16 protein-coding genes and 1 riboswitch are annotated in these 18,337 nt (G+C 39.6%); of the genes, 9 read left to right on the top strand and 7 right to left on the bottom strand.

Translation table 11 applies throughout. The features are described 5' to 3' along the window. Positions 1 to 6 precede the first annotated feature (6 nt). Genes AW165_RS12440 through AW165_RS12425 form a run of 4 tightly spaced genes read right to left on the bottom strand, consistent with a single transcriptional unit; the run spans position 7 to position 3,434 of the window. Complete coding sequence (locus AW165_RS12440; protein WP_060466014.1) at positions 7 to 1,002, bottom strand: DUF2804 domain-containing protein; 996 nt, start codon at positions 1,000 to 1,002, stop codon at positions 7 to 9. Positions 1,003 to 1,039: 37 nt separating this feature from the next. After that, a complete protein-coding gene (locus tag AW165_RS12435) occupies positions 1,040 to 1,552 on the bottom strand; it encodes a DUF1543 domain-containing protein (RefSeq protein WP_005072710.1) in 513 nt (170 codons plus the stop codon). 9 nt (positions 1,553 to 1,561) lie between these two features. After that, positions 1,562 to 2,791, bottom strand: coding sequence for a tryptophan synthase subunit beta (gene trpB / locus AW165_RS12430; protein ID WP_060466013.1), 1,230 nt, complete (start codon positions 2,789 to 2,791; stop codon positions 1,562 to 1,564). Further along, complete coding sequence (locus tag AW165_RS12425) at positions 2,766 to 3,434, bottom strand: phosphoribosylanthranilate isomerase (RefSeq protein WP_060466012.1); 669 nt, start codon at positions 3,432 to 3,434, stop codon at positions 2,766 to 2,768. Before AW165_RS12425 ends, trpB begins: the two co-directional genes overlap by 26 nt. A 126-nt stretch (positions 3,435 to 3,560) precedes the next feature. Further along, a riboswitch (cobalamin riboswitch) is annotated at positions 3,561 to 3,768 on the top strand. Between the two features lie 35 nt (positions 3,769 to 3,803). Between AW165_RS12425 and AW165_RS12420 the strand changes: the two genes are divergently transcribed. The 3 genes from AW165_RS12420 to AW165_RS12410 all read left to right on the top strand — a co-directional run bounded on the left by AW165_RS12420 (position 3,804) and on the right by AW165_RS12410 (position 7,141). Further along, positions 3,804 to 5,678 (top strand): TonB-dependent receptor plug domain-containing protein, encoded by a 1,875-nt coding sequence (locus tag AW165_RS12420; RefSeq protein ID WP_060466011.1) that lies wholly within the window; start codon positions 3,804 to 3,806, stop codon positions 5,676 to 5,678. A 95-nt stretch (positions 5,679 to 5,773) separates the two neighbouring features. Beyond that, the gene (locus AW165_RS12415) at positions 5,774 to 6,352 is read left to right on the top strand and encodes a cob(I)yrinic acid a,c-diamide adenosyltransferase (RefSeq protein ID WP_060466010.1); all 579 of its coding nucleotides are present in this window, start codon (positions 5,774 to 5,776) and stop codon (positions 6,350 to 6,352) included. 75 nt (positions 6,353 to 6,427) lie between these two features. Next, positions 6,428 to 7,141 (top strand): glycerophosphodiester phosphodiesterase, encoded by a 714-nt coding sequence (locus tag AW165_RS12410; RefSeq protein WP_060466009.1) that lies wholly within the window; start codon positions 6,428 to 6,430, stop codon positions 7,139 to 7,141. 28 nt (positions 7,142 to 7,169) lie between these two features. On the opposite strand, the gene AW165_RS12405 is transcribed toward AW165_RS12410, so the two are convergent. Then, positions 7,170 to 7,703: an META domain-containing protein gene (locus AW165_RS12405; protein WP_005064230.1), complete on the bottom strand. Its 534-nt coding sequence runs from the start codon at positions 7,701 to 7,703 to the stop codon at positions 7,170 to 7,172. A 208-nt stretch (positions 7,704 to 7,911) separates the two neighbouring features. Between AW165_RS12405 and AW165_RS12400 the strand changes: the two genes are divergently transcribed. From AW165_RS12400 to AW165_RS12390, 3 genes are all read left to right on the top strand, one after another. Next, positions 7,912 to 9,084: an acyl-CoA desaturase gene (locus tag AW165_RS12400; RefSeq protein ID WP_002116208.1), complete on the top strand. Its 1,173-nt coding sequence runs from the start codon at positions 7,912 to 7,914 to the stop codon at positions 9,082 to 9,084. 99 nt (positions 9,085 to 9,183) lie between these two features. Further along, entirely contained in the window at positions 9,184 to 10,626 is a 1,443-nt protein-coding gene (locus AW165_RS12395; protein ID WP_060466008.1) for a protein adenylyltransferase SelO, read from the top strand. A 74-nt stretch (positions 10,627 to 10,700) separates the two neighbouring features. Continuing rightward, the gene (locus AW165_RS12390; RefSeq protein WP_060466007.1) at positions 10,701 to 11,282 is read left to right on the top strand and encodes a L,D-transpeptidase family protein; all 582 of its coding nucleotides are present in this window, start codon (positions 10,701 to 10,703) and stop codon (positions 11,280 to 11,282) included. A 70-nt stretch (positions 11,283 to 11,352) separates the two neighbouring features. Here AW165_RS12390 and AW165_RS12385 read toward each other — a convergent pair whose 3' ends face one another. Then, positions 11,353 to 12,039 (bottom strand): response regulator, encoded by a 687-nt coding sequence (locus AW165_RS12385; protein ID WP_002116101.1) that lies wholly within the window; start codon positions 12,037 to 12,039, stop codon positions 11,353 to 11,355. A gap of 21 nt (positions 12,040 to 12,060) precedes the next feature. Beyond that, entirely contained in the window at positions 12,061 to 13,719 is a 1,659-nt protein-coding gene (gene baeS / locus AW165_RS12380) for a sensor histidine kinase efflux regulator BaeS (RefSeq protein WP_005064224.1), read from the bottom strand. Positions 13,720 to 13,851: 132 nt separating this feature from the next. On the opposite strand from baeS, the gene AW165_RS12375 reads away from it, so the two are divergent. The 3 genes from AW165_RS12375 (at position 13,852) to AW165_RS12365 (ending at position 18,270) form a co-directional block, all read left to right on the top strand. Then, complete coding sequence (locus AW165_RS12375; protein ID WP_060466006.1) at positions 13,852 to 14,229, top strand: hypothetical protein; 378 nt, start codon at positions 13,852 to 13,854, stop codon at positions 14,227 to 14,229. Between the two features lie 289 nt (positions 14,230 to 14,518). Beyond that, positions 14,519 to 16,321 carry an acyl-CoA dehydrogenase C-terminal domain-containing protein gene (locus tag AW165_RS12370; protein ID WP_039762875.1) on the top strand — a complete coding sequence of 601 codons (1,803 nt, stop codon included), beginning with the start codon at positions 14,519 to 14,521 and terminating at the stop codon, positions 16,319 to 16,321. A gap of 167 nt (positions 16,322 to 16,488) precedes the next feature. After that, positions 16,489 to 18,270: an acyl-CoA dehydrogenase C-terminal domain-containing protein gene (locus AW165_RS12365; RefSeq protein ID WP_060466005.1), complete on the top strand. Its 1,782-nt coding sequence runs from the start codon at positions 16,489 to 16,491 to the stop codon at positions 18,268 to 18,270. Positions 18,271 to 18,337 lie beyond the last annotated feature (67 nt).

Below are 18,337 nucleotides of genomic sequence, written 5' to 3'. Positions count from 1 at the left end.
TGCTTGTTACCATTTTGCATAATGTTGTTCTAGTAAACCGTATTGCTCATTGCAATTGATTATATCGGTTGCCTCATGCTCTATCGTGCCGCTAATTTTAGCTTGCCACTGGTTGAACTGGCTGCCAATCATTCTTAAATTAATATTTTCGTATCGGCACCAACCAATATGCACTTGTAGATTAAGCTTTTGATCTAGAGAGCTAATTTTCCAAAGTTCATCATTTACTTTTTCAAATAAAACATCAGTTAGTGGAAATAAAACGCCGTTAATCCATAAGCAGTTTTCATTACCAAAACTTTCATTAACACCAGAAGCCAGATTTAGCCCTATACGACGCCCTTGCTCATCCCAGAAATTACATGAAAGCCAGAACCAAGCCGTTTCAGGTCGCAAAAAACCGCAGGTATCATCTAAAGAGGCAAATGTCTTTTCATCAAATTGTACGATTTGGTTTTGTTTATTAATAAACATTCCCTCTACAGCCAATGTGGTCTGCTTTTGGGTATAGGTCCAACCATTGATTCCTGTTGGTGTACACAAGCTTAATATATCGGTTCCAGCACAAAAAATACGAGCGCTAAGTTGAATCTCACCATATTTAGTGACTCGAATGTATCGCACACCATTGGCATGCTGGATATCAAACTGATAAGGCGATTTAGAAAAATAGCTTTGATTAAACAATGGCTGTTCATCGAGATAGGTTTTATGACCTAAAGGCTGAATGGCATTCCACTCGATGACTTGCTGAGTTTCATGGTCATAAATATAGAAAAAGCCATGCCCAACCCAGCCAATATCTGCAATTGCCAGACCAATACTATAGTGTTTATGTTGAATGCCGCAGAATTTAAATTTTTTATATTTTAATTGTTTACGCCAGCCTTTAAGGACCTTACCGTAAGGGGTTTTATAAATATAATGTTGTACGTGAATGGTTGACGGTACAGATTCAAAACGCCCGTAGCGAGGCTGTCCATTTTCTTGAATTAAATCCATTTACCCACTTCCATATGAATATTAGATTTCAAATGACCTATACCACGGTCAAATACGTATTTTCCCAAATTGTTTCAGCAAAATCGCCTTTTATTAAATGAATATAGCGCCCTGCTACACAATCTATCGCTAAGCAGTCATCAATATCAATGACTCGATCTGTATGTGCTTTTTGCCACTGCCGATCTATAAATTGTTTACCTAATTGTTTGGCAACTACCGCATTTGGTGCAACCACAAACTCATAACGGTGAAGTTCACCGAATTCACTTGCATTATATCCGCCCAGATTAATTAAATATAATTTTAAATCATCTGGTTGTGGAGCAGCGTCTGTAAAGTGAATTTGATAATTTTGCCCTTGAGAGCTAACACCAGAGAGCTTGGCCCAAGCATCAATATGTAATCCTTGAGCCTCACCAAACCAAGCCTGTTTAAGTTGAGGATAAACTTCTTCCAAAGTATCTCCTACAGCCATGACTACATCATGAACTTCTGTATTAGCACGTGCATGACGCCCGCCTAACATCACCATAAACAAACTTGGCATTGTATCCTCTTATATCTCAACCATTTCTACGCCATCAATACGTGCAACTGTCATTAAATCTTTATCACCGCGACCTGAAACAGTCGCAATAATAATCTGATCTTTAGACATCGTCGGTGCAAGCTTAGAGACGTACGCCATAGCATGTGAGCTTTCAAGTGCAGGAATAATCCCTTCGATTTTGGTTAAATCACGGAAACCTTGTAGAGCCTCAGTATCATTAATCGGCACGTATTCTACGCGCTTCATATCTTTCAAGAAGCTATGTTCAGGGCCAACACCCGGATAATCAAGGCCCGCCGAGATACTGTGTGTCTCAATAATCTGGCCTTGCTCATCACTCATTAAATAAGTACGGTTACCATGTAATACGCCCACATGACCCGCATTTAATGGCGCAGAGTGTTTACCAGTTTCAATACCAAAACCAGCTGCTTCAACACCATACATTTTCACGTTGGCATCGTTTAAGAATGGATAGAACAAGCCCATTGCATTTGAACCACCACCTACACAGGCAACTAATGCATCTGGTAAGCGACCTGCTTGTTCCAAAATCTGTTTACGCGCTTCACGACCAATAATCGACTGGAAGTCACGAACGAGTTGAGGATATGGATGCGGGCCTGCAACTGTACCAATCACATAGTAGGTCGTATCAACATTAGTTACCCAGTCACGCATTGCTTCGTTCATGGCGTCTTTCAGCGTTTTAGAGCCGCTTTGTACAGGAACAACTGTAGCACCCAACAAACGCATACGATAAACGTTCATGGCTTGACGCTTAACGTCTTCAGCACCCATATAAACAACACATTCAAGACCTAAACGTGCTGCAATTGTTGCTGTTGCTACACCATGCTGCCCAGCACCAGTTTCGGCAATAATACGTTTTTTACCAGAAAGCTTTGCCAATAACGCCTGACCAATCGTATTGTTTACCTTATGTGAGCCTGTATGGTTCAAGTCTTCACGTTTAAGGTAAATTTGCGCACCACCTAACTCTTTTGACCATCGCTCAGCATAATAAAGTGGACTAGGACGACCTACATAGTAGGCGAGGTCACGGTCGAATTCTGCCAAAAACTGTTCATCATTTTTCATGCGGGAATAGAGATTTTCTAAATCTTCTAATGCCGCCATTAGAGTTTCTGACACAAAACGTCCGCCATGGATACCGAAATGCCCTGCAGCATCTGGGTACTGTGTATAGTCAATCACATTGTTTTGCTGATCCACGTTGGACTCCTTGCATAAATCGTTCAATGAGTTGTTGGTCTTTTATACCTTTTGCGGACTCTACGCCTCCGCTCACATCTACTGCAAAAGCACCGGTAGTATGAATAGCGTCAATGACATTGTCAGGGGTTAAACCACCTGCCAAGATTAATGGAATATCAAGTTTTGGGAATTTAGACCAGTCAAACTGATGTCCTGTGCCCCCTTTGAGCTCAGGATGCCATGCATCGAGCAATACAGCACTGGCACCCGCTGCCTGATATTTTTGAATTTCAGCAACTACATCCAGATCAGGTTTAACCTGAATCGCTTTATACCAGCGACGTTTACAATGGCGAGCAATTTCCTGACATTGTTCTGGAGTTTCATCGCCATGTAGTTGTAATACATCTAGGGGAACACAATCAAGTACATCCTGAATTTCAGTAGCACTCGCATTTACAAACAAACCTACCATTTGTACATAAGGTGGAATTACTTTTGCTAATTCTTGGGCCTGTTCAACTGTTACATGTCTTGGACTTGGCGGAAAAAAAACAAAACCAATCGCATCTGCTCCAGCAGCAACAACTGCCTGAACATCTTGAATGCGAGTAATTCCACAGATTTTTGCTCGTGTACGTTTTTGGTTTGATTGGCTCATGATCTGCCTAAACTACAACCATTTCTTAAAATAAACGCCATTGTAATGCAATTTTTGTCCCTTGCGTAAAAGTTCTCAGGGAATTGCTCCAAATGACATTGTATGAAGTAAATCGCCACTTTATACTGCGTAAAATTGGAAGCAAGTGTAAGCAATTCATGCTTTAGGGAAGCTGGTGAAAGTCCGGCACTGCCCCCGCAACGGTAACAATGTAAAGCATATTTTTTAAGTCGTTCTCGACTTACACCACTGCAGTAATGTGGGAAGGTGAATATGTCCATAAATTAAATATGGCGCTGAAGTCCGGAGACCTACTTGTTTCATCTATCTACCCGATCATTCACGTGGGGTGAATGTATGGAGCATGTTATGTCTAAGTCTTTTCAACCTACTCGTCTAGTAGGGGCTATCGCTATTGCGATGGGGTTTTCACCTGTTATTTTTGCTGAAGATTCAACGAATGTAACTCAGCTTGATCCAATTGTAGTCACTGCTTCAAAAACTGCTGAAAAAGCGAGTGAAGTTCCGGCACGTATTACAGTGATTTCAAAAGAAGAAATTGAAAAGAATCCTGCTTTAAATCTATCTGACATCTTGCAAAAAGATGCATCTATTTATGTAAAACAAAATGGTGGAATTGGCCAACTTGCAGACCTATCTTTACGAGGTGGGCAAACTGGGCAAACACTTTTATTGAAAGATGGTGCCCGTTTAAATTCACAAAATGGTTTCGGTCCAGTCAATCCAGAATTTATAAATTTAACTGATGTTGATCAAATTGAAATTCTAAAAGGTCCAGCTTCAGTACAATATGGTTCAGATGCTATTAGTGGTGTAATCAACTTAATCTCAAAAAAACCAACAAAATCAGGCATAAATTTGACTGGAATTTATGGAGAGAATAATACTTATAAGTCGATTATTAATGCAGATTATGTTGATGCTTCTGGATTCTATGCTCAGGTTGGCGGACAACGTTTAGAATCGGATGGAACACGAATACTTAGCATTCAAGATAAAAATGATAAAGCTGGCTTTGATCAAAAAGGATACCATGCAAAAATAGGTTATCAGCAAAATCAGATTGATACCAGCATCTCTATTAGTGAGAATCAAGGTACCAATGTATATTATGACTCAACTTTAAATTCCAACACAGGAATACGTGATTTCAAAAATCAACTCATCAATTGGTTAGGTTCATATCAAGTCAATCCTGATATTAAGCTTAATGCACGTTATTCCAATATTAAGAACACAAGGGTATCAACAGATACAGATTGGCAAACCTATAAGCTTACATCTAGTCACTATAATACTGAAACAAATGAAAGTGATCTAAACGCAGTTTGGAAATTCATGGAACATCAGAATATTTTAGCTGGTGTTACATATAGCAAGTCAGAATATGATGCATCATCTACTCCGGAAGCGATACGCAGTACGAACTCTACAGGTTATTATTTACAACACCAATATCAGAAGAATGGTCTCAACACTCAAGCTGGCATACGCTTAGAAGATAATGATTGGTTTGGCACACATACTGTTGGACAAATCGCAGTACGCTATCAGCTTTTACCACTTACAAGTATCTATACCAATGTTGGTACGGCATTTAAAGCACCAACACTAGAACATTTATATGGTTCTTATGGTAGTAGCTTTTATAGTAATCCGAATCTCAAGCCAGAAAAAAGTGTCTCTTATGAAATTGGTTTAGATCAAAAACTAAACTACGGATTATCAGCTTATATTTCAGGTTATTCTACTGATGTGGAGAATTTGATTAGCTCGGGTAAGATAGACGGAAAAACAACCTACATCAATTTAAATAAAGCAAAAATTCAAGGCGGTGAAATTGGCTTGAAATGGGTACTCGACAACCTATTTGCAAATGCTGAATATGTCTACTCAAAAGCACAAAATAAAGAGACTAAATTAGATACTCCTTATCGACCTCGTCAAACTTATACATTGACAGTGGGCTATGATGATGGATTGTATGGTGTCAATGCTGCTGTAGTTGCTCGCTCAAAAGCAAATACAAGCTCTGCTAATATTAAAGTTCCAGGTTATGCAACAGTTGATCTAAATGCTTTTTGGAATATCAGCTCAAATGTAAAACTTTTCACTAATATTCAGAATATTGGTGATGTAGAAAATATTGTCGTTAACGATTTCGGTTCAGAATATATCAACGGTGGCCGCCAAGCTTCTGTTGGGGTCACTTTCCGTTATTAATTTCTCACTCCAACTATAAAAATATTTTCTTAACTCCAGTTTCGGGGTAATGTTCTGACCGACATTATCCCTTTTTTATGTTCAGGATATCCATCATGGGACACCGTTTAAGCAAAATCTATACACGCACAGGCGACTCAGGTACAACAGGTTTAGGCGATGGTTCTCGTGTTGCCAAGGATGATTTACGAATTACAGCACTTGGTGATGTTGATGAACTCAACGCCATTATTGGGGTACTTCGTGCTCAAATCGCAGATAGCCAAGTAACTAACAAGGCTGATTGGGATAAAAGCTTAAGTTTAATTCAACATTGGCTTTTTGATTTAGGTGGAGAGGTTTGTATTCCAAACTACAATTTACTTCAGCCCGCTTGTATTGAATTTCTTGAAAAAGAAATTGACCGTATGAATGAAGACTTACCGATGCTTAAGGAATTTATTCTACCGTCTGGTTCTTTATCTTGTAGTTATGCTCATCAAGCCCGTGCCGTTTGCCGCCGTGCAGAACGATCGCTCATGTCAGTACAAACTCGTGATCAAAATATTCAAGCTACAGCACTCCAACTTTTAAACCGTCTATCTGACTGGTTATTTGTCGCATCGCGTGCTTTACAACGTGCCGAAGGCGGACAAGAAGTACTTTGGCAAAAAAATATTAATGAGATTATTTAAAAATAGATTAGATTAAAACATGGTCTCTGCTCTTTTTAAAGAGACCATAATCAAAAGATTTCATAGAAGAAAATTATGCGCATTATTGGTCATCGTGGTGCACGCCGAGAAGCTCCTGAAAATACACTTGGTGGGTTTCAGCACATAAAAAATTTAGGTATTCGTGGTGTCGAATTCGATATTCGTCAGCTTCAAGACCAAGAGTTAGTTGTTATTCATGATGACAATTTTTTGCGTACAGCTGGAGTCGATCAAGTTGTAGAACAATCTACTTTAGCTCAAGCGTTGTCATTTGATCATCGTCAAAGCTGGCCCAATTGGCCGACTCCTGAACCAACACCGACCCTTACAGGTGTTTTAAACTTACTTGATAATTTCGATCATATTGAAGTTGAAGTTAAAGCTGTAAGAGATATGGCGTTGGCCGAAAAGCTCGTTCAAAAGCTTGAGACGGAATTACAGGGCTTTGAAAAAGTTGTAACCATCACAAGTTTTGATCTTCAAATTCTAACCGCCTTACGCGATATAAACTCTCAATTTAAACGCGGATTGTTAGTTGAACTTCCTGTTGGGGCAACGGCAATTGAACTCGCGCATCAATATGGTTGCGGTCATATTGGTTGGCATGATCAGCTGGCAACAGATGAAATGATCCAACTATCTCATCAAGCTGGGTTGAACATTAGTGTGTGGACAGTGAATGATGTAGAAAGAGCAAAAAGGCTGCGTGATTTAGAAATTCAGGGCTTAATTACAGATATTCCAACTACGATGTTACAAGCCCTGTAAATATAAAAAAGGTGGTAAAAACCACCTTTTATTTCTTTTGTGCCTGAATGAGGCGCTGACCACTTTGGTCAAGTAGATATAGCGTATTACCTACGAGTTGGAAGCGTTGGATACGTTGCAAAGCATCTACCAGCTCTGCTTCTTGAGCCAAAGCACCATCACAGCTTGAATGGCCTGCATTTACTTGCATATCAAGTTTTTGCTGACTGAAATTAAATGTATAACGGCCAAAAACAGCATTACAGCCAGTATGTCCCGATACTGTTTTGACTGCTGAGTTCAGTGAAAGGGTTGGCCATTGGTTAAAAAATTTTGCCTTATGACCACTGATCTGAGTGATCTGCCAATCAATATCTTGAATGCCATCTGGACTCACTCGCTTTTTTACAATAGGGGTTTGAGTCTGATGAACTGTTCTTTTTGTTTGAACTTTTTTCGTAGTTTGTTCGGGTGCACTTTGACATGCGGCTAATACAAGACTGATTGTGACCAAGACACACTTCAATGATAATTTTCTTGAAATATCAATGCTGTTCTTTTTTTTCAATCGTTGTACGTTCATTAAACAACTTCTCCTGCTTGAAAAACTCTTTGACATAGTTTAATTCTGTTACGGTTCTTTCAATACATCTGTACAATAATGCTAGTGATTCTCACTAAGCACGTGCTAATATGAAGGATAGAATAGCAATATATCTTGATGATTGGTTTTGCTATGTCGTTTTGTCTTTGTACCTTGTTTCACAAGGATTCTAGGAGCGCTGCCGGATATGACTTCCGCCCCACTCAAAGCCCCAATTAACTGGACCGCTAGCATTACCTTAATTGGTTTACCAATTCTTGCCGCAATCATAATCCCGATTTATGCGTATTATTATGATTTTAGTGTAAGCGCATGGGTAAGCTTATTTTTTCTTTTAGCTCTAAGTAGTATGGGGATTACTGCTGGTTACCATCGCCTTTGGGCTCACCGAGCTTATGAAGCGTCGTTACCGCTTAAAATTCTTTTAATGATCGGTGGAACATTTGCCGTGCAAAATAGTATTTTGTTCTGGGCATCTGGTCACCGTACTCACCATCGACATGTTGATGATGTTGATGAAGATCCGTATTCGATTGAGCGTGGTTTTTGGTATGCCCATATGGGTTGGATGATCCGCGATCATTCACCATCTGAGCCAGACTTTAAAAATGCACCAGACCTACTCAATGATAAATTGGTCATGTTCCAGCATAAATATTACGCGCTACTTGTAGTTGCAGTTCATGTTGGTATTTTAGGTTTAATCGGTTGGGCAACTGGCGACCTATGGGGTGTAGTCCTTTTAGGTGGTTTGTTACGTTTAATCATTAGCCATCAAGTTACATTCTTTATTAACTCGCTTTGCCATATGTTTGGTAAACGTCCTTATACAGACGAAAACTCAGCACGTGATAATTTCTGGTTAGCCATTGCCACTTGGGGCGAGGGTTACCACAACTATCACCATATCTTCCAATACGACTATCGTAATGGTGTGAAATGGTGGCAATATGACCCAACAAAATGGTTAATCTGGTCATGTTCTAAAATTGGTTTAGCTAAAAATTTACGTCGTATTCCAAGCTTTAATATTAAAAAAGCAGAACTGGCGATGAAATTTAAATACGCTGAACAAGACCTCGCTATTTATGGTCATGATGTAAATGCAGACATTACTCAAATGAAGCAACGTATTGCACAAGAGTATGAAGCATTTACACACACATTAAATGATTGGGCAAAACTTAAAGAACAAGAGTTACAAGCGAAAAAAGCAGCAATGGCTGAAAAGATTCATAGAATGGATCATAAGCTTAAAGTTGATTTCCAATTGCTTGAACACCGTTTAAGTCATCACCGCGAATGCTTAGAAACACTGATGCGTAGTGTTAAAAAGAATACCAACGTGGTGTCAGACTAAAATAAATTCTGATCTAAAATAGCTCTTTCGGGAGCTATTTTTATGCCTGCTTTTTAACTGTGTTATAGTGAAATCTGCTCTCTCTATTTTGCTAAGCCTATGCAGTTTAATCCGCTCTACCCTTCACTTCCGTCTAAATTATTTCATGTTCAGCAACCATCACCTTTACGTGGTGCAAAAGCAGGACATTTTAACAGTGCTTTGGCTGATGAACTGCAATGGTCAGAAGACGATAAAAATGCATGGGTTGAGATCTGTAGTGGACAGCGTACATTCCCTGAATTTCCGTCTCTTGCGATGGTCTATGCTGGCCACCAATTCGGACAATGGGCAGGACAACTCGGCGATGGACGTGGCTTACTGATTGCGCAAATACTGAATACAAAGGGTCAAACCATTGACCTACATCTCAAAGGTGCAGGTCCTACGCCTTATTCAAGAATGGGAGATGGGCGAGCAGTATTACGTTCTGTGGTCCGTGAATATTTAGCAGGACATGCTCTAAATGCTTTAGGCGTCGCATCTAGTCATGCAGTCGGTTTTACAACCTCGACTCAAGGTGTACAGCGTGAAAAACTAGAGTTAGGCGCAATGCTACTTAGAACATCTGAATGTCATATTCGTTTAGGACACTTCGAATGGATTAATCAATATGCGCCTGAATTGCTGTCAGAATTCACTCAAAAATGTATTGAATGGCATTATCCAGAATGCTTAGAAACTGAAAATCCAATTTTATCCTTTGCAAAAAAGGTAGTTGAATGTACTGCAATTATGATTGCGAAATGGCAATTGGTTGGATTTGCTCATGGAGTGATGAATACCGATAACTTAAATATTACAGGTTCAACACTCGATTTTGGGCCATATGGTTTTATGGAGCGTTTCCGCCCCAACTGGATCAACAATCACTCGGACTACCAAGGTCGTTATACCTATCAAAATCAACCGAGTATAGGCCATTGGAACTTATGGACGTGGCTAAACAACTTAATTCCTCTCGCTGAACCTGAACAAAAAGATAAGTTTAAAGAAGAGTTAGCACGTTGCTTAGAACAATTTGAACCAATCTTTTTAGAACACTATGGACAAGGTTTATGTCAAAAAATGGGACTTCCCCATTTCCACAAAGACAGCCTTGATTGTAGTTTTGCGTTTTTAAGAATCTTACAAACTGAACAACTCGATTACACTCAAAGTTTTATTCGTCTTCAAAATAAAGAATACAAAGCTTTACGAGATGATTGCCTTGATATTCGACAGTTTGATGAGTTTCTTAGCCAATATGAAAGCATTCGTGAACATCAAGATATTGATGAGCTGGATGCAAATATGCAAAAAGCAAATCCGATTTATATTTTACGGAATCACATGGCTCAGCGTGCTATTGAAGCAGCGGAAAGAGATGATTTTAGCGAAGTAGATCGTTTATTTAAGCTACTTAATCATCCATACACAAGACAACCAGATCTTGAGCAACCACAAGATTTAGGGCCATTACCAAGTGATGTTCCAGATGTGGCAGTGAGCTGTTCATCTTAATCTTAATATTAAAAAACTAAACTCTCTTAAGCCACTTAGCTTAAGAGAGTTTCTTACACATCAAAGAATAATATATGAAAATTAAACCCCTCATTATTTGTACATTTCTTATAGTTCCACTGGGAATCGCTTTTTATAATTATGAAAAATATTTACCGACTTTTACGTCAAGCCATCAAGCCCTCTCAAATGAAGAGATCCAAGAAATAATCAAGACCAAGCCTGTTACTTCAATTGAAGTGTTTAAAAACCAACGCCTACTTCTGCTCAAGAGTAATCAGGACGTGATTCGGCAATATCCGATTCGTCTCGGCTTTAATCCCAAAGGACATAAACACTTTGAAAATGATGGTAGAACTCCTGAAGGGATTTATTCTATAGATTGGCGAAACTCACAAAGTGCTTACTATAAATCTTTGCATATTTCCTATCCCAATGCGAAAGATATTGCTTATGCCAAGCAACATCATCAACCAATAGGAGGAGATATCATGATTCATGGATCTGTTCCGAAATCATTACTCTCGATGCCTTTTAGCTCGACTTATATGCCCCATAAGGATTGGACGTTAGGATGTATCGCGGTTAGAAATGTAGATATAGATGAAATTTGGCAATTGGTACCCAATCAAACCAAGATTATAATTTATCCATAAAATCTTTAAAACTATCCACATTTTCTGTGGATAACATTGTGGTTATCCACAGAATAACTTTTATGAAGACTTACTCTTCAGGATATTCGAAGCGATAACCTACACCATAAACTGCTTGAATCCACTCATGGCGGTTACCAGTTTCCGCTGCTTCACTAATTTTTCGTCGCAAGTTTTTGATATGGCTGTCAATCACACGATCGGCAACATCAAAGCTATCTGGATTAATATGATCCAATAATTGTGCACGTGAATAAACTTGCCCCACATGCTCTAAAAATAGCTCAAGTAAGCGAAATTCGGTTGGCGTTAAGCTCAACGATTTTTGTTGATACCAAATTCTTTGTTGTGCTTTATCAATTCGGAAAGAATCATTTTGTTCAGGTTCTGCCTTACGCTCTAAACGGCGTAAAACAGCTTGTACACGAGCCACTAACTCTTTTGGGCTAAATGGTTTACATACGTAATCATCAGCTCCCATGTTAAGACCTAATACTCGGTCAATTTCTTCGGTACGGGCAGTGACCATAATAATCGGTAAATCTGATTGTTCACGAACTTTACGGCAAATCGTTAAACCATCCATTCGTGGAACCATTAGGTCCAGAATCATCAAATTTGGTTTACGTTGCTGGAAACTCGCATAGGCATCTTGACCATCATGAAACATACTTACTTCAAAACCGGCAGCTTCAAGATAATCACGCACCAAATGCGCCAATTCGACTTCATCTTCAACCAACATCACATGTTTCATGAGATATTTTTCCTTTTATATTTAACTCTGCTTTTTAAAAGTAAGTACACAACGTAAACCACCTAATGGTGAATGTTCAAAACTGAGTGTACCACCAAGCGCCTGCGCAATCTTACAAGACAAAGCTAAGCCCAGCCCTGTTCCACCTGTACTACGCGTACGCGAATCATCTACGCGATAGAAACGTTCACCTAAACGGGATAACTGCTCATCACTTAAACCATAAGGACTATCATCGACATACAAAGTCCACTCTTGAGGAGTCTGGCTTGTATGAATATGAATTTTGCCACCTGTTTCCGTATAACGAATACTATTACTAATTAAATTAACAATAATCTGTTTAAACCGGTCACGGTCTAATAATAGCGGAGAACTTGTTCCTTCAACTTGAATTTCGAGACCAGCCTGCTCAAGTTTGGGTTTAAAGTTTTCAACTTCTTGTAGTACCACTTCCCATGGATTTACAGAGCTCAAATAACACTTAAGCTGCTGAGCATCTGCCTGCGCCAAGTCTGCAAGGTCTTGGGTCAATTTTTTCAAGCTTGAAACCTGACGCATCATTGCATCTAAATGTTCAGGTGTGGCTTTTCGAATCCCGTCTTGCATCGCTTCAATTTGTGCTTGCAATACAGCTAAAGGCGTTTTTAATTCATGAGAAGTATCAGCCACCCATTGACGTCGCGACTCTTCATGCTGATGTAAAATCTCTGCCAAGTGGTTCAATTGAGTAGATAAATCACCTAGCTCATCATTTCGCTTAATGACCACTTGGTGTTGATAATTTCCTTTGGTTAATTCATTGGTTGCATTTAATAAACGCTGAATTGGCTTTTTAAAATAAGTCGCCATTAACAGTGCTGCAACTAAACTTGATAGTAAGGTTAAAGCATAAATTAAGAGTAAATAACGCTTTTGATTACTAAAGAAATTAATACTCAAAGCGTCTTCTTTATCTAAAACAGGCTTTAAACCTAAATATCCCACGACTTTATTATTTAAAATAATCGGGCGAAATGACATTTGATCTGAAGAAGGCGGTTCACCTACCACAAACTGGTGCTGTGCATCATATAGAGATAAACGGGAACTCAATCCTAAACGGTCTGGTAAAGCGATAAAACGTTTCTTCCCATTTTGGGTTTCAATATCTTTTAAGCTTCCCTTCTTAGACTTATTTTTATCATCACTTGGGCGAAATTGGTTTGCGCTTAAAGGGAAACGTAGCCCTTCAAAGGGTTGATACTGGGAAGGTAAATTTTGCTCGAGTGCTCTTAATTCCTCATCACTAAAAATAGTATTTTTATTTGTCGGTGCAACTTGCGGTGAAATATTGATAAGCGCGTGTTCATCAAAAGAATGCTGCTGTATGGCAATGTCATATTGGCGACGAAGCCACCACTGTGAGAGACGATCATAGTCATCGGGAGCCGCTGTTCCTTCGATTTGTAAAATCTGTGCCTGAATCGCATTTCCCCAATCATGGTACACGGTATAGACATCGCCAAGATTGGTAATGAGGCGGTCTAGTTTCTGCATTTCAACGTCAGCCACATATTTGGCAAAGTTCTTTTGCATTGTCCAGTGCAAAACGCTCAAGCTTGCAGTCGCAATAAGCAATGTGGTGAGCAAGACTGTCAAAAATAACCGTAATGCAATGGGAACACGTAGAACGTTCAAAACCACTCTCTCATTTTTACCCTATATTTTGCATTGTAACCAACAACGAAAAGAAAAACTCTCCATTGTTTCTACATCTTTATTATCTAATCTTTAAGCCATCAGAAAACACAACATTAAAGGGCTTTAAATATGAAAATGACGGCAAAAATTGCATTATTCAGTGCGGCAATTGTAACAATCGGAAGTTTGGCTGCGTGTCAATCGACAACTCAACCACCTAAACCAGAGCATGGAATGATGCAAGATGGCCCACGTGAGGGTCACCACCGTATGAAGCACCGTGAGTTCACCCCAGAACAAAAAGCTGCATGGGAACAGCACCGCGCAGAACGTCAAGCTCGCTTTGAACAAATCCAAAAAGCATGTGATGGTAAGGCCAATGGACAACCCGTAAGTGTTCAAATTGGAGATAAGACACTTGAAGGTACTTGTAACCTTCGTTTTGAACCAAAACGCCCTCAACCACCTGTTAATGCCCCTGCTCCTGCACCAGTTCAAGCAAAATAATTCTAAAAATCATAAAACAAAAGGCGCCTATAGGCGCCTTTTGTTTATACATAAGTGTTTACGATTTTGACTATTTGTATCATATAAACATAACCAAAAGTGTTTACACTCAAAGCACTTAGCTAGTTTAAGCATTTTTTTCTTGACTTTGCAGTCACAAAGTAAAGGTCCTGAGGTGCTTGTGCAGTTATGCAAGTTGTTGCACGATGTAATAGTCCAAGGTGCCTCATGGCACATTCTCATAGATTAAGATTATAACTCTGGTTTCACCAGTATTGAGGAACCCGATATGCCACAATACAAAGCGCCCTTACGTGATATGCAATTTGTTTTGCATGAATTATTAAATGCTGAAGAACACTATGCAAAATTACCTGATTTCCAAGGTAACGTAAGCCGTGAATTGGTTGATCAATATTTAGAAGCTGCTGCTGACTTCTGTGAAAATGAACTTTCTCCTTTAAACCAAGTGGGCGACCGTGAAGGTTGTACTTGGAATGATGGCGTAGTCACTACTCCAACAGGTTTTAAAGAAGCTTATCAAAAATATATTGAACTTGGCTTTCCGTCTTTATCAGCAGAAGAACAATACGGTGGTCAGGCCTTACCTAACTCTTTAGGTATCGCAATTTCTGAAATGGTAGGTAGCTCTAACTGGGCATGGGGCATGTACCCAGGCTTGTCTCACGGAGCTGTACGTACATTAGAGCATCACGGTTCTGATGAACAAAAAAATACTTATTTACCAAACCTTGTTTCAGGTGTTTGGACAGGTACGATGTGCTTAACTGAGTCTCATGCAGGTTCAGATTTAGGTATTATCCGTACTAAAGCAGAACCAAATGCTGATGGTAGCTATGCAATCTCTGGCGAGAAAATCTTTATCTCTGCTGGTGAACATGACATGGCTGAAAACATCATCCATATCGTTCTTGCTCGTTTACCAGGTGCGCCAAAAGGTACCAAAGGTATCTCATTATTCATCGTTCCTAAATTCCATGTAAATGCAGATGGTACTGTAGGCGAGCGTAATGCAGTTCGTTGTGGTTCTATCGAGCACAAAATGGGTATTCATGGTAACGCGACTTGTGTCATTAACTTTGACCAAGCTAAAGGTTACTTGATTGGACCTGAAAACCGTGGTTTGAACTGTATGTTCACCTTCATGAACACAGCACGTATTGGTACTGCTGTTCAAGGTTTAGCAGCGTCTGAATCATCTTTCCAAGGTGCGTTAACTTACGCGAAAGAACGTTTAGCAATGCGTTCACTTTCTGGTCCTAAAGCTCCAGAAAAAGAAGCAGATCCAATTATCGTTCACCCTGCTGTTCGTAACATGCTTTTAACTCAAAAAGCGTTTGCTGAAGGCGGTCGTGCTCTTGTTTACTTACTTGCTCAATACGCAGATATCGTTGAAAAAGGCGAAACTGAAGAAGAGCGTAAGTTTGCTGACAACATCTTGTCTTTATTGACTCCAATTGCAAAAGCATTCTTAACTGAAACAGGTTCTGAATCTGCTAAGCACGGTGTACAAGTCTTCGGTGGTCATGGCTTTATTTCTGAGCATGGCATGGAACAAATCGTACGTGATACACGTATTGCTTGCTTGTATGAAGGTACAACTGAAATCCAAGCACTTGATTTGTTAGGTCGTAAAGTATTGCAAACTCAAGGTGCAATGCTACGTGACTTCACTAAGATCATCCATAAATTCGTAGAAGCAAACAAAGACAACGCTGCTATGAAAGAATTTGTTGAACCGCTTGCGGCGCTTAACAAAGAATGGGGCGATCTTACTATGCAAATCGGTATGCGTGCGATGCAAAACCCAGATGAAGTCGGTGCTGCTGCTGTAGATTACCTATACTTCGCAGGTTATATCACTTTAGCTTACCTATGGGCTCGTATGGCGCTTGTAGCACAAGAGAAATTGGCAGAAGGTACAACCGATGTTGACTTCTATAATGCGAAAGTAACTACTGCTCGTTTCTACTTCAAGAAAATCTTGCCACGTGTACGTTCTCACGTAGATGTGATCGCTGGTGGTCTAGATCCATTAATGTCATTAGACGCTGAACATTTCGCTTTCTAACCATAGTTAGTTGCGATATGCAATGTTAAAAAACAAAAAAGGACTGCTCAGTTTTGACGGTCCTTTTTTTATAAAATCAATGATAAATTTACACTTTAAATTCCATATCCATTTCGTTTTACAGGATATCTAGCACAGGCCAATGTGCACAAAAAAGGTGAACGATTATGCCAATTTACAATGCTCCTTTAGCTGATATGAAATTCATCTTAAATGATGTATTTAAAGCAGAACAATTTTGGCAGTCTAATGAGAAACTCGCTCATGTAGATGCTGCAACAGCTGAAGCAATTTTAGAAGAAATGGCTAAATTTGCTCAGAACGTGACTCATCCATTAAACCGTACCGGTGACGAAGAAGGTGCTCGCTATGAAAACGGCGAAGTATTCACACCAGCTGGTTTTAAAGATGCATTTCGTCAATATGCAGAAGGTGGTTGGATTGGCTTAGGTGCCGATGAGGAATGGGGCGGTCAAGGCATGCCAAAAATGCTCACCGTTCTTTCTGATGAAATGTTATTTGCGACTAACCCATCTTTCATGCTTTACCCGCTTCTTTCCGTGGGTGCAGGTATGGCTTTAAGCAGCTACGCATCTCAAGAACAAAAAGAAACTTATTTACCTAAGATTTATTCAGGTGAATGGTCAGGTACCATGTGCTTAACCGAGCCACATGCAGGTACTGACTTAGGTATTATCAAAACCAAAGCTGAACGTAATGAAGACGGTACTTATAACATCACAGGTACTAAAATCTTCATCACTGGCGGTGACAACGATTTAGCAGAAAACATCATTCATTTGGTACTTGCTAAAACTCCAGACGCCCCTGCTGGTTCACGTGGTATCTCGTTATTTATCGTACCGAAATACCTTGTAAATGAAGATGGTTCTTTAGGCGACCGTAACCATGTTGGTCCAGGTTCTATTGAACATAAAATGGGTATCAAGGCATCTGCAACTTGTGTGATGAACTTTGATGGAGCTAAAGGTTACCTCGTTGGTAAAGAAAACGAAGGCCTTGCTGCAATGTTCGTTATGATGAACTACGAACGTTTATCAATGGGTATTCAAGGTTTAGGTGCATCTGAATTTGCTTATCAAAATGCTGCTCAATACGCGACTGACCGTTTACAAGGTCGTAGTGCAGCTGGTGTTCAATCGCCAAATAAACCTGCTGACAGCATTTTAGTGCATGGTGATGTACGTCGTATGTTGTTAAATGTACGTGCAAATAATGAAGCATCTCGTGCATTTGCAGTCTATGTAGGTCAACAACTCGATATCACTAAATTCTCAACTGATGCAGCAGCAGTGAAAAAAGCCAATGACCGCGTTGCGCTTTTAACTCCAATTGCAAAAGCTTACCTCACAGATACCGCATTCCAAGCGACTTTAGATGCTCAAATGGTATTTGGTGGTCACGGTTACATCCGCGAATGGGGTATGGAACAATGTATTCGTGACCTTCGTATTGCTCAAATCTACGAAGGAACCAACGGTGTTCAATCTCAAGATTTAATTGGTCGTAAAACCATTAAATGTGGCGGTGCATTCATTGCTGAATACATCACTGAAATTCGTGACTTTGCAAATGACTTAGACACTGATTTGAACTTCATTAAAGATGCAACTTTAGATGCTGCAACTGAAATCGAAGCAATCACTCAGTTTATTATTGAGCAAGCTGCTGAAAATGTAGAGTTCCCTAACTCAGCTGCGGTTGATTATTTACATGCAGTGGGTTTACTCAGCTTCTCATACATGTTTGCGAAAATTGCTGCCGCTGCTAAAGATAAGTCTGGTGATTTCTACCAAAACAAACTTGCTTTGGCTCAGTACTTTGTTGAACGTATCTTGCCAGATATTGATGCGCGTATTGCTAAAGTCAAAGCTGGTTCTGACTTAATTATGGGCTTTAGTGAAGATTACTTTACAAATCAATCTTAATTAAGTTCTTTATAAAAAACGCCTGAATAATCAGGCGTTTTTTTATTTTGTATTTACTATTTCCATT

The organism is Acinetobacter sp. LMB-5 (genome assembly GCF_001541635.1).
Classification (GTDB): Bacteria; Pseudomonadota; Gammaproteobacteria; order Pseudomonadales; family Moraxellaceae; genus Acinetobacter; species Acinetobacter pittii.
The sequence above is the reverse complement of the archived record's forward strand: the minus strand, read 5'-3'. Positions and strand labels throughout refer to the sequence as shown.

What these genes read in the sequence shown, in the direction of transcription:
- AW165_RS12405 (WP_005064230.1), bottom strand. Translation starts at nt 7,703, where the DNA reads ATGAACGTACAACGATTGAAAAAAAAGAACAGCATTGATATTTCAAGA.
- AW165_RS12370 (WP_039762875.1), top strand. Translation starts at nt 14,519, where the DNA reads ATGCCACAATACAAAGCGCCCTTACGTGATATGCAATTTGTTTTGCAT.
- AW165_RS12410 (WP_060466009.1), top strand. Translation starts at nt 6,428, where the DNA reads ATGCGCATTATTGGTCATCGTGGTGCACGCCGAGAAGCTCCTGAAAAT.
- AW165_RS12375 (WP_060466006.1), top strand. Translation starts at nt 13,852, where the DNA reads ATGAAAATGACGGCAAAAATTGCATTATTCAGTGCGGCAATTGTAACA.
- AW165_RS12400 (WP_002116208.1), top strand. Translation starts at nt 7,912, where the DNA reads ATGACTTCCGCCCCACTCAAAGCCCCAATTAACTGGACCGCTAGCATT.
- AW165_RS12365 (WP_060466005.1), top strand. Translation starts at nt 16,489, where the DNA reads ATGCCAATTTACAATGCTCCTTTAGCTGATATGAAATTCATCTTAAAT.
- AW165_RS12415 (WP_060466010.1), top strand. Translation starts at nt 5,774, where the DNA reads ATGGGACACCGTTTAAGCAAAATCTATACACGCACAGGCGACTCAGGT.
- AW165_RS12385 (WP_002116101.1), bottom strand. Translation starts at nt 12,039, where the DNA reads ATGAAACATGTGATGTTGGTTGAAGATGAAGTCGAATTGGCGCATTTG.
- AW165_RS12440 (WP_060466014.1), bottom strand. Translation starts at nt 1,002, where the DNA reads ATGGATTTAATTCAAGAAAATGGACAGCCTCGCTACGGGCGTTTTGAA.
- AW165_RS12395 (WP_060466008.1), top strand. Translation starts at nt 9,184, where the DNA reads ATGCAGTTTAATCCGCTCTACCCTTCACTTCCGTCTAAATTATTTCAT.
- AW165_RS12420 (WP_060466011.1), top strand. Translation starts at nt 3,804, where the DNA reads ATGTCTAAGTCTTTTCAACCTACTCGTCTAGTAGGGGCTATCGCTATT.
- AW165_RS12425 (WP_060466012.1), bottom strand. Translation starts at nt 3,434, where the DNA reads ATGAGCCAATCAAACCAAAAACGTACACGAGCAAAAATCTGTGGAATT.
- AW165_RS12390 (WP_060466007.1), top strand. Translation starts at nt 10,701, where the DNA reads ATGAAAATTAAACCCCTCATTATTTGTACATTTCTTATAGTTCCACTG.
- AW165_RS12435 (WP_005072710.1), bottom strand. Translation starts at nt 1,552, where the DNA reads ATGCCAAGTTTGTTTATGGTGATGTTAGGCGGGCGTCATGCACGTGCT.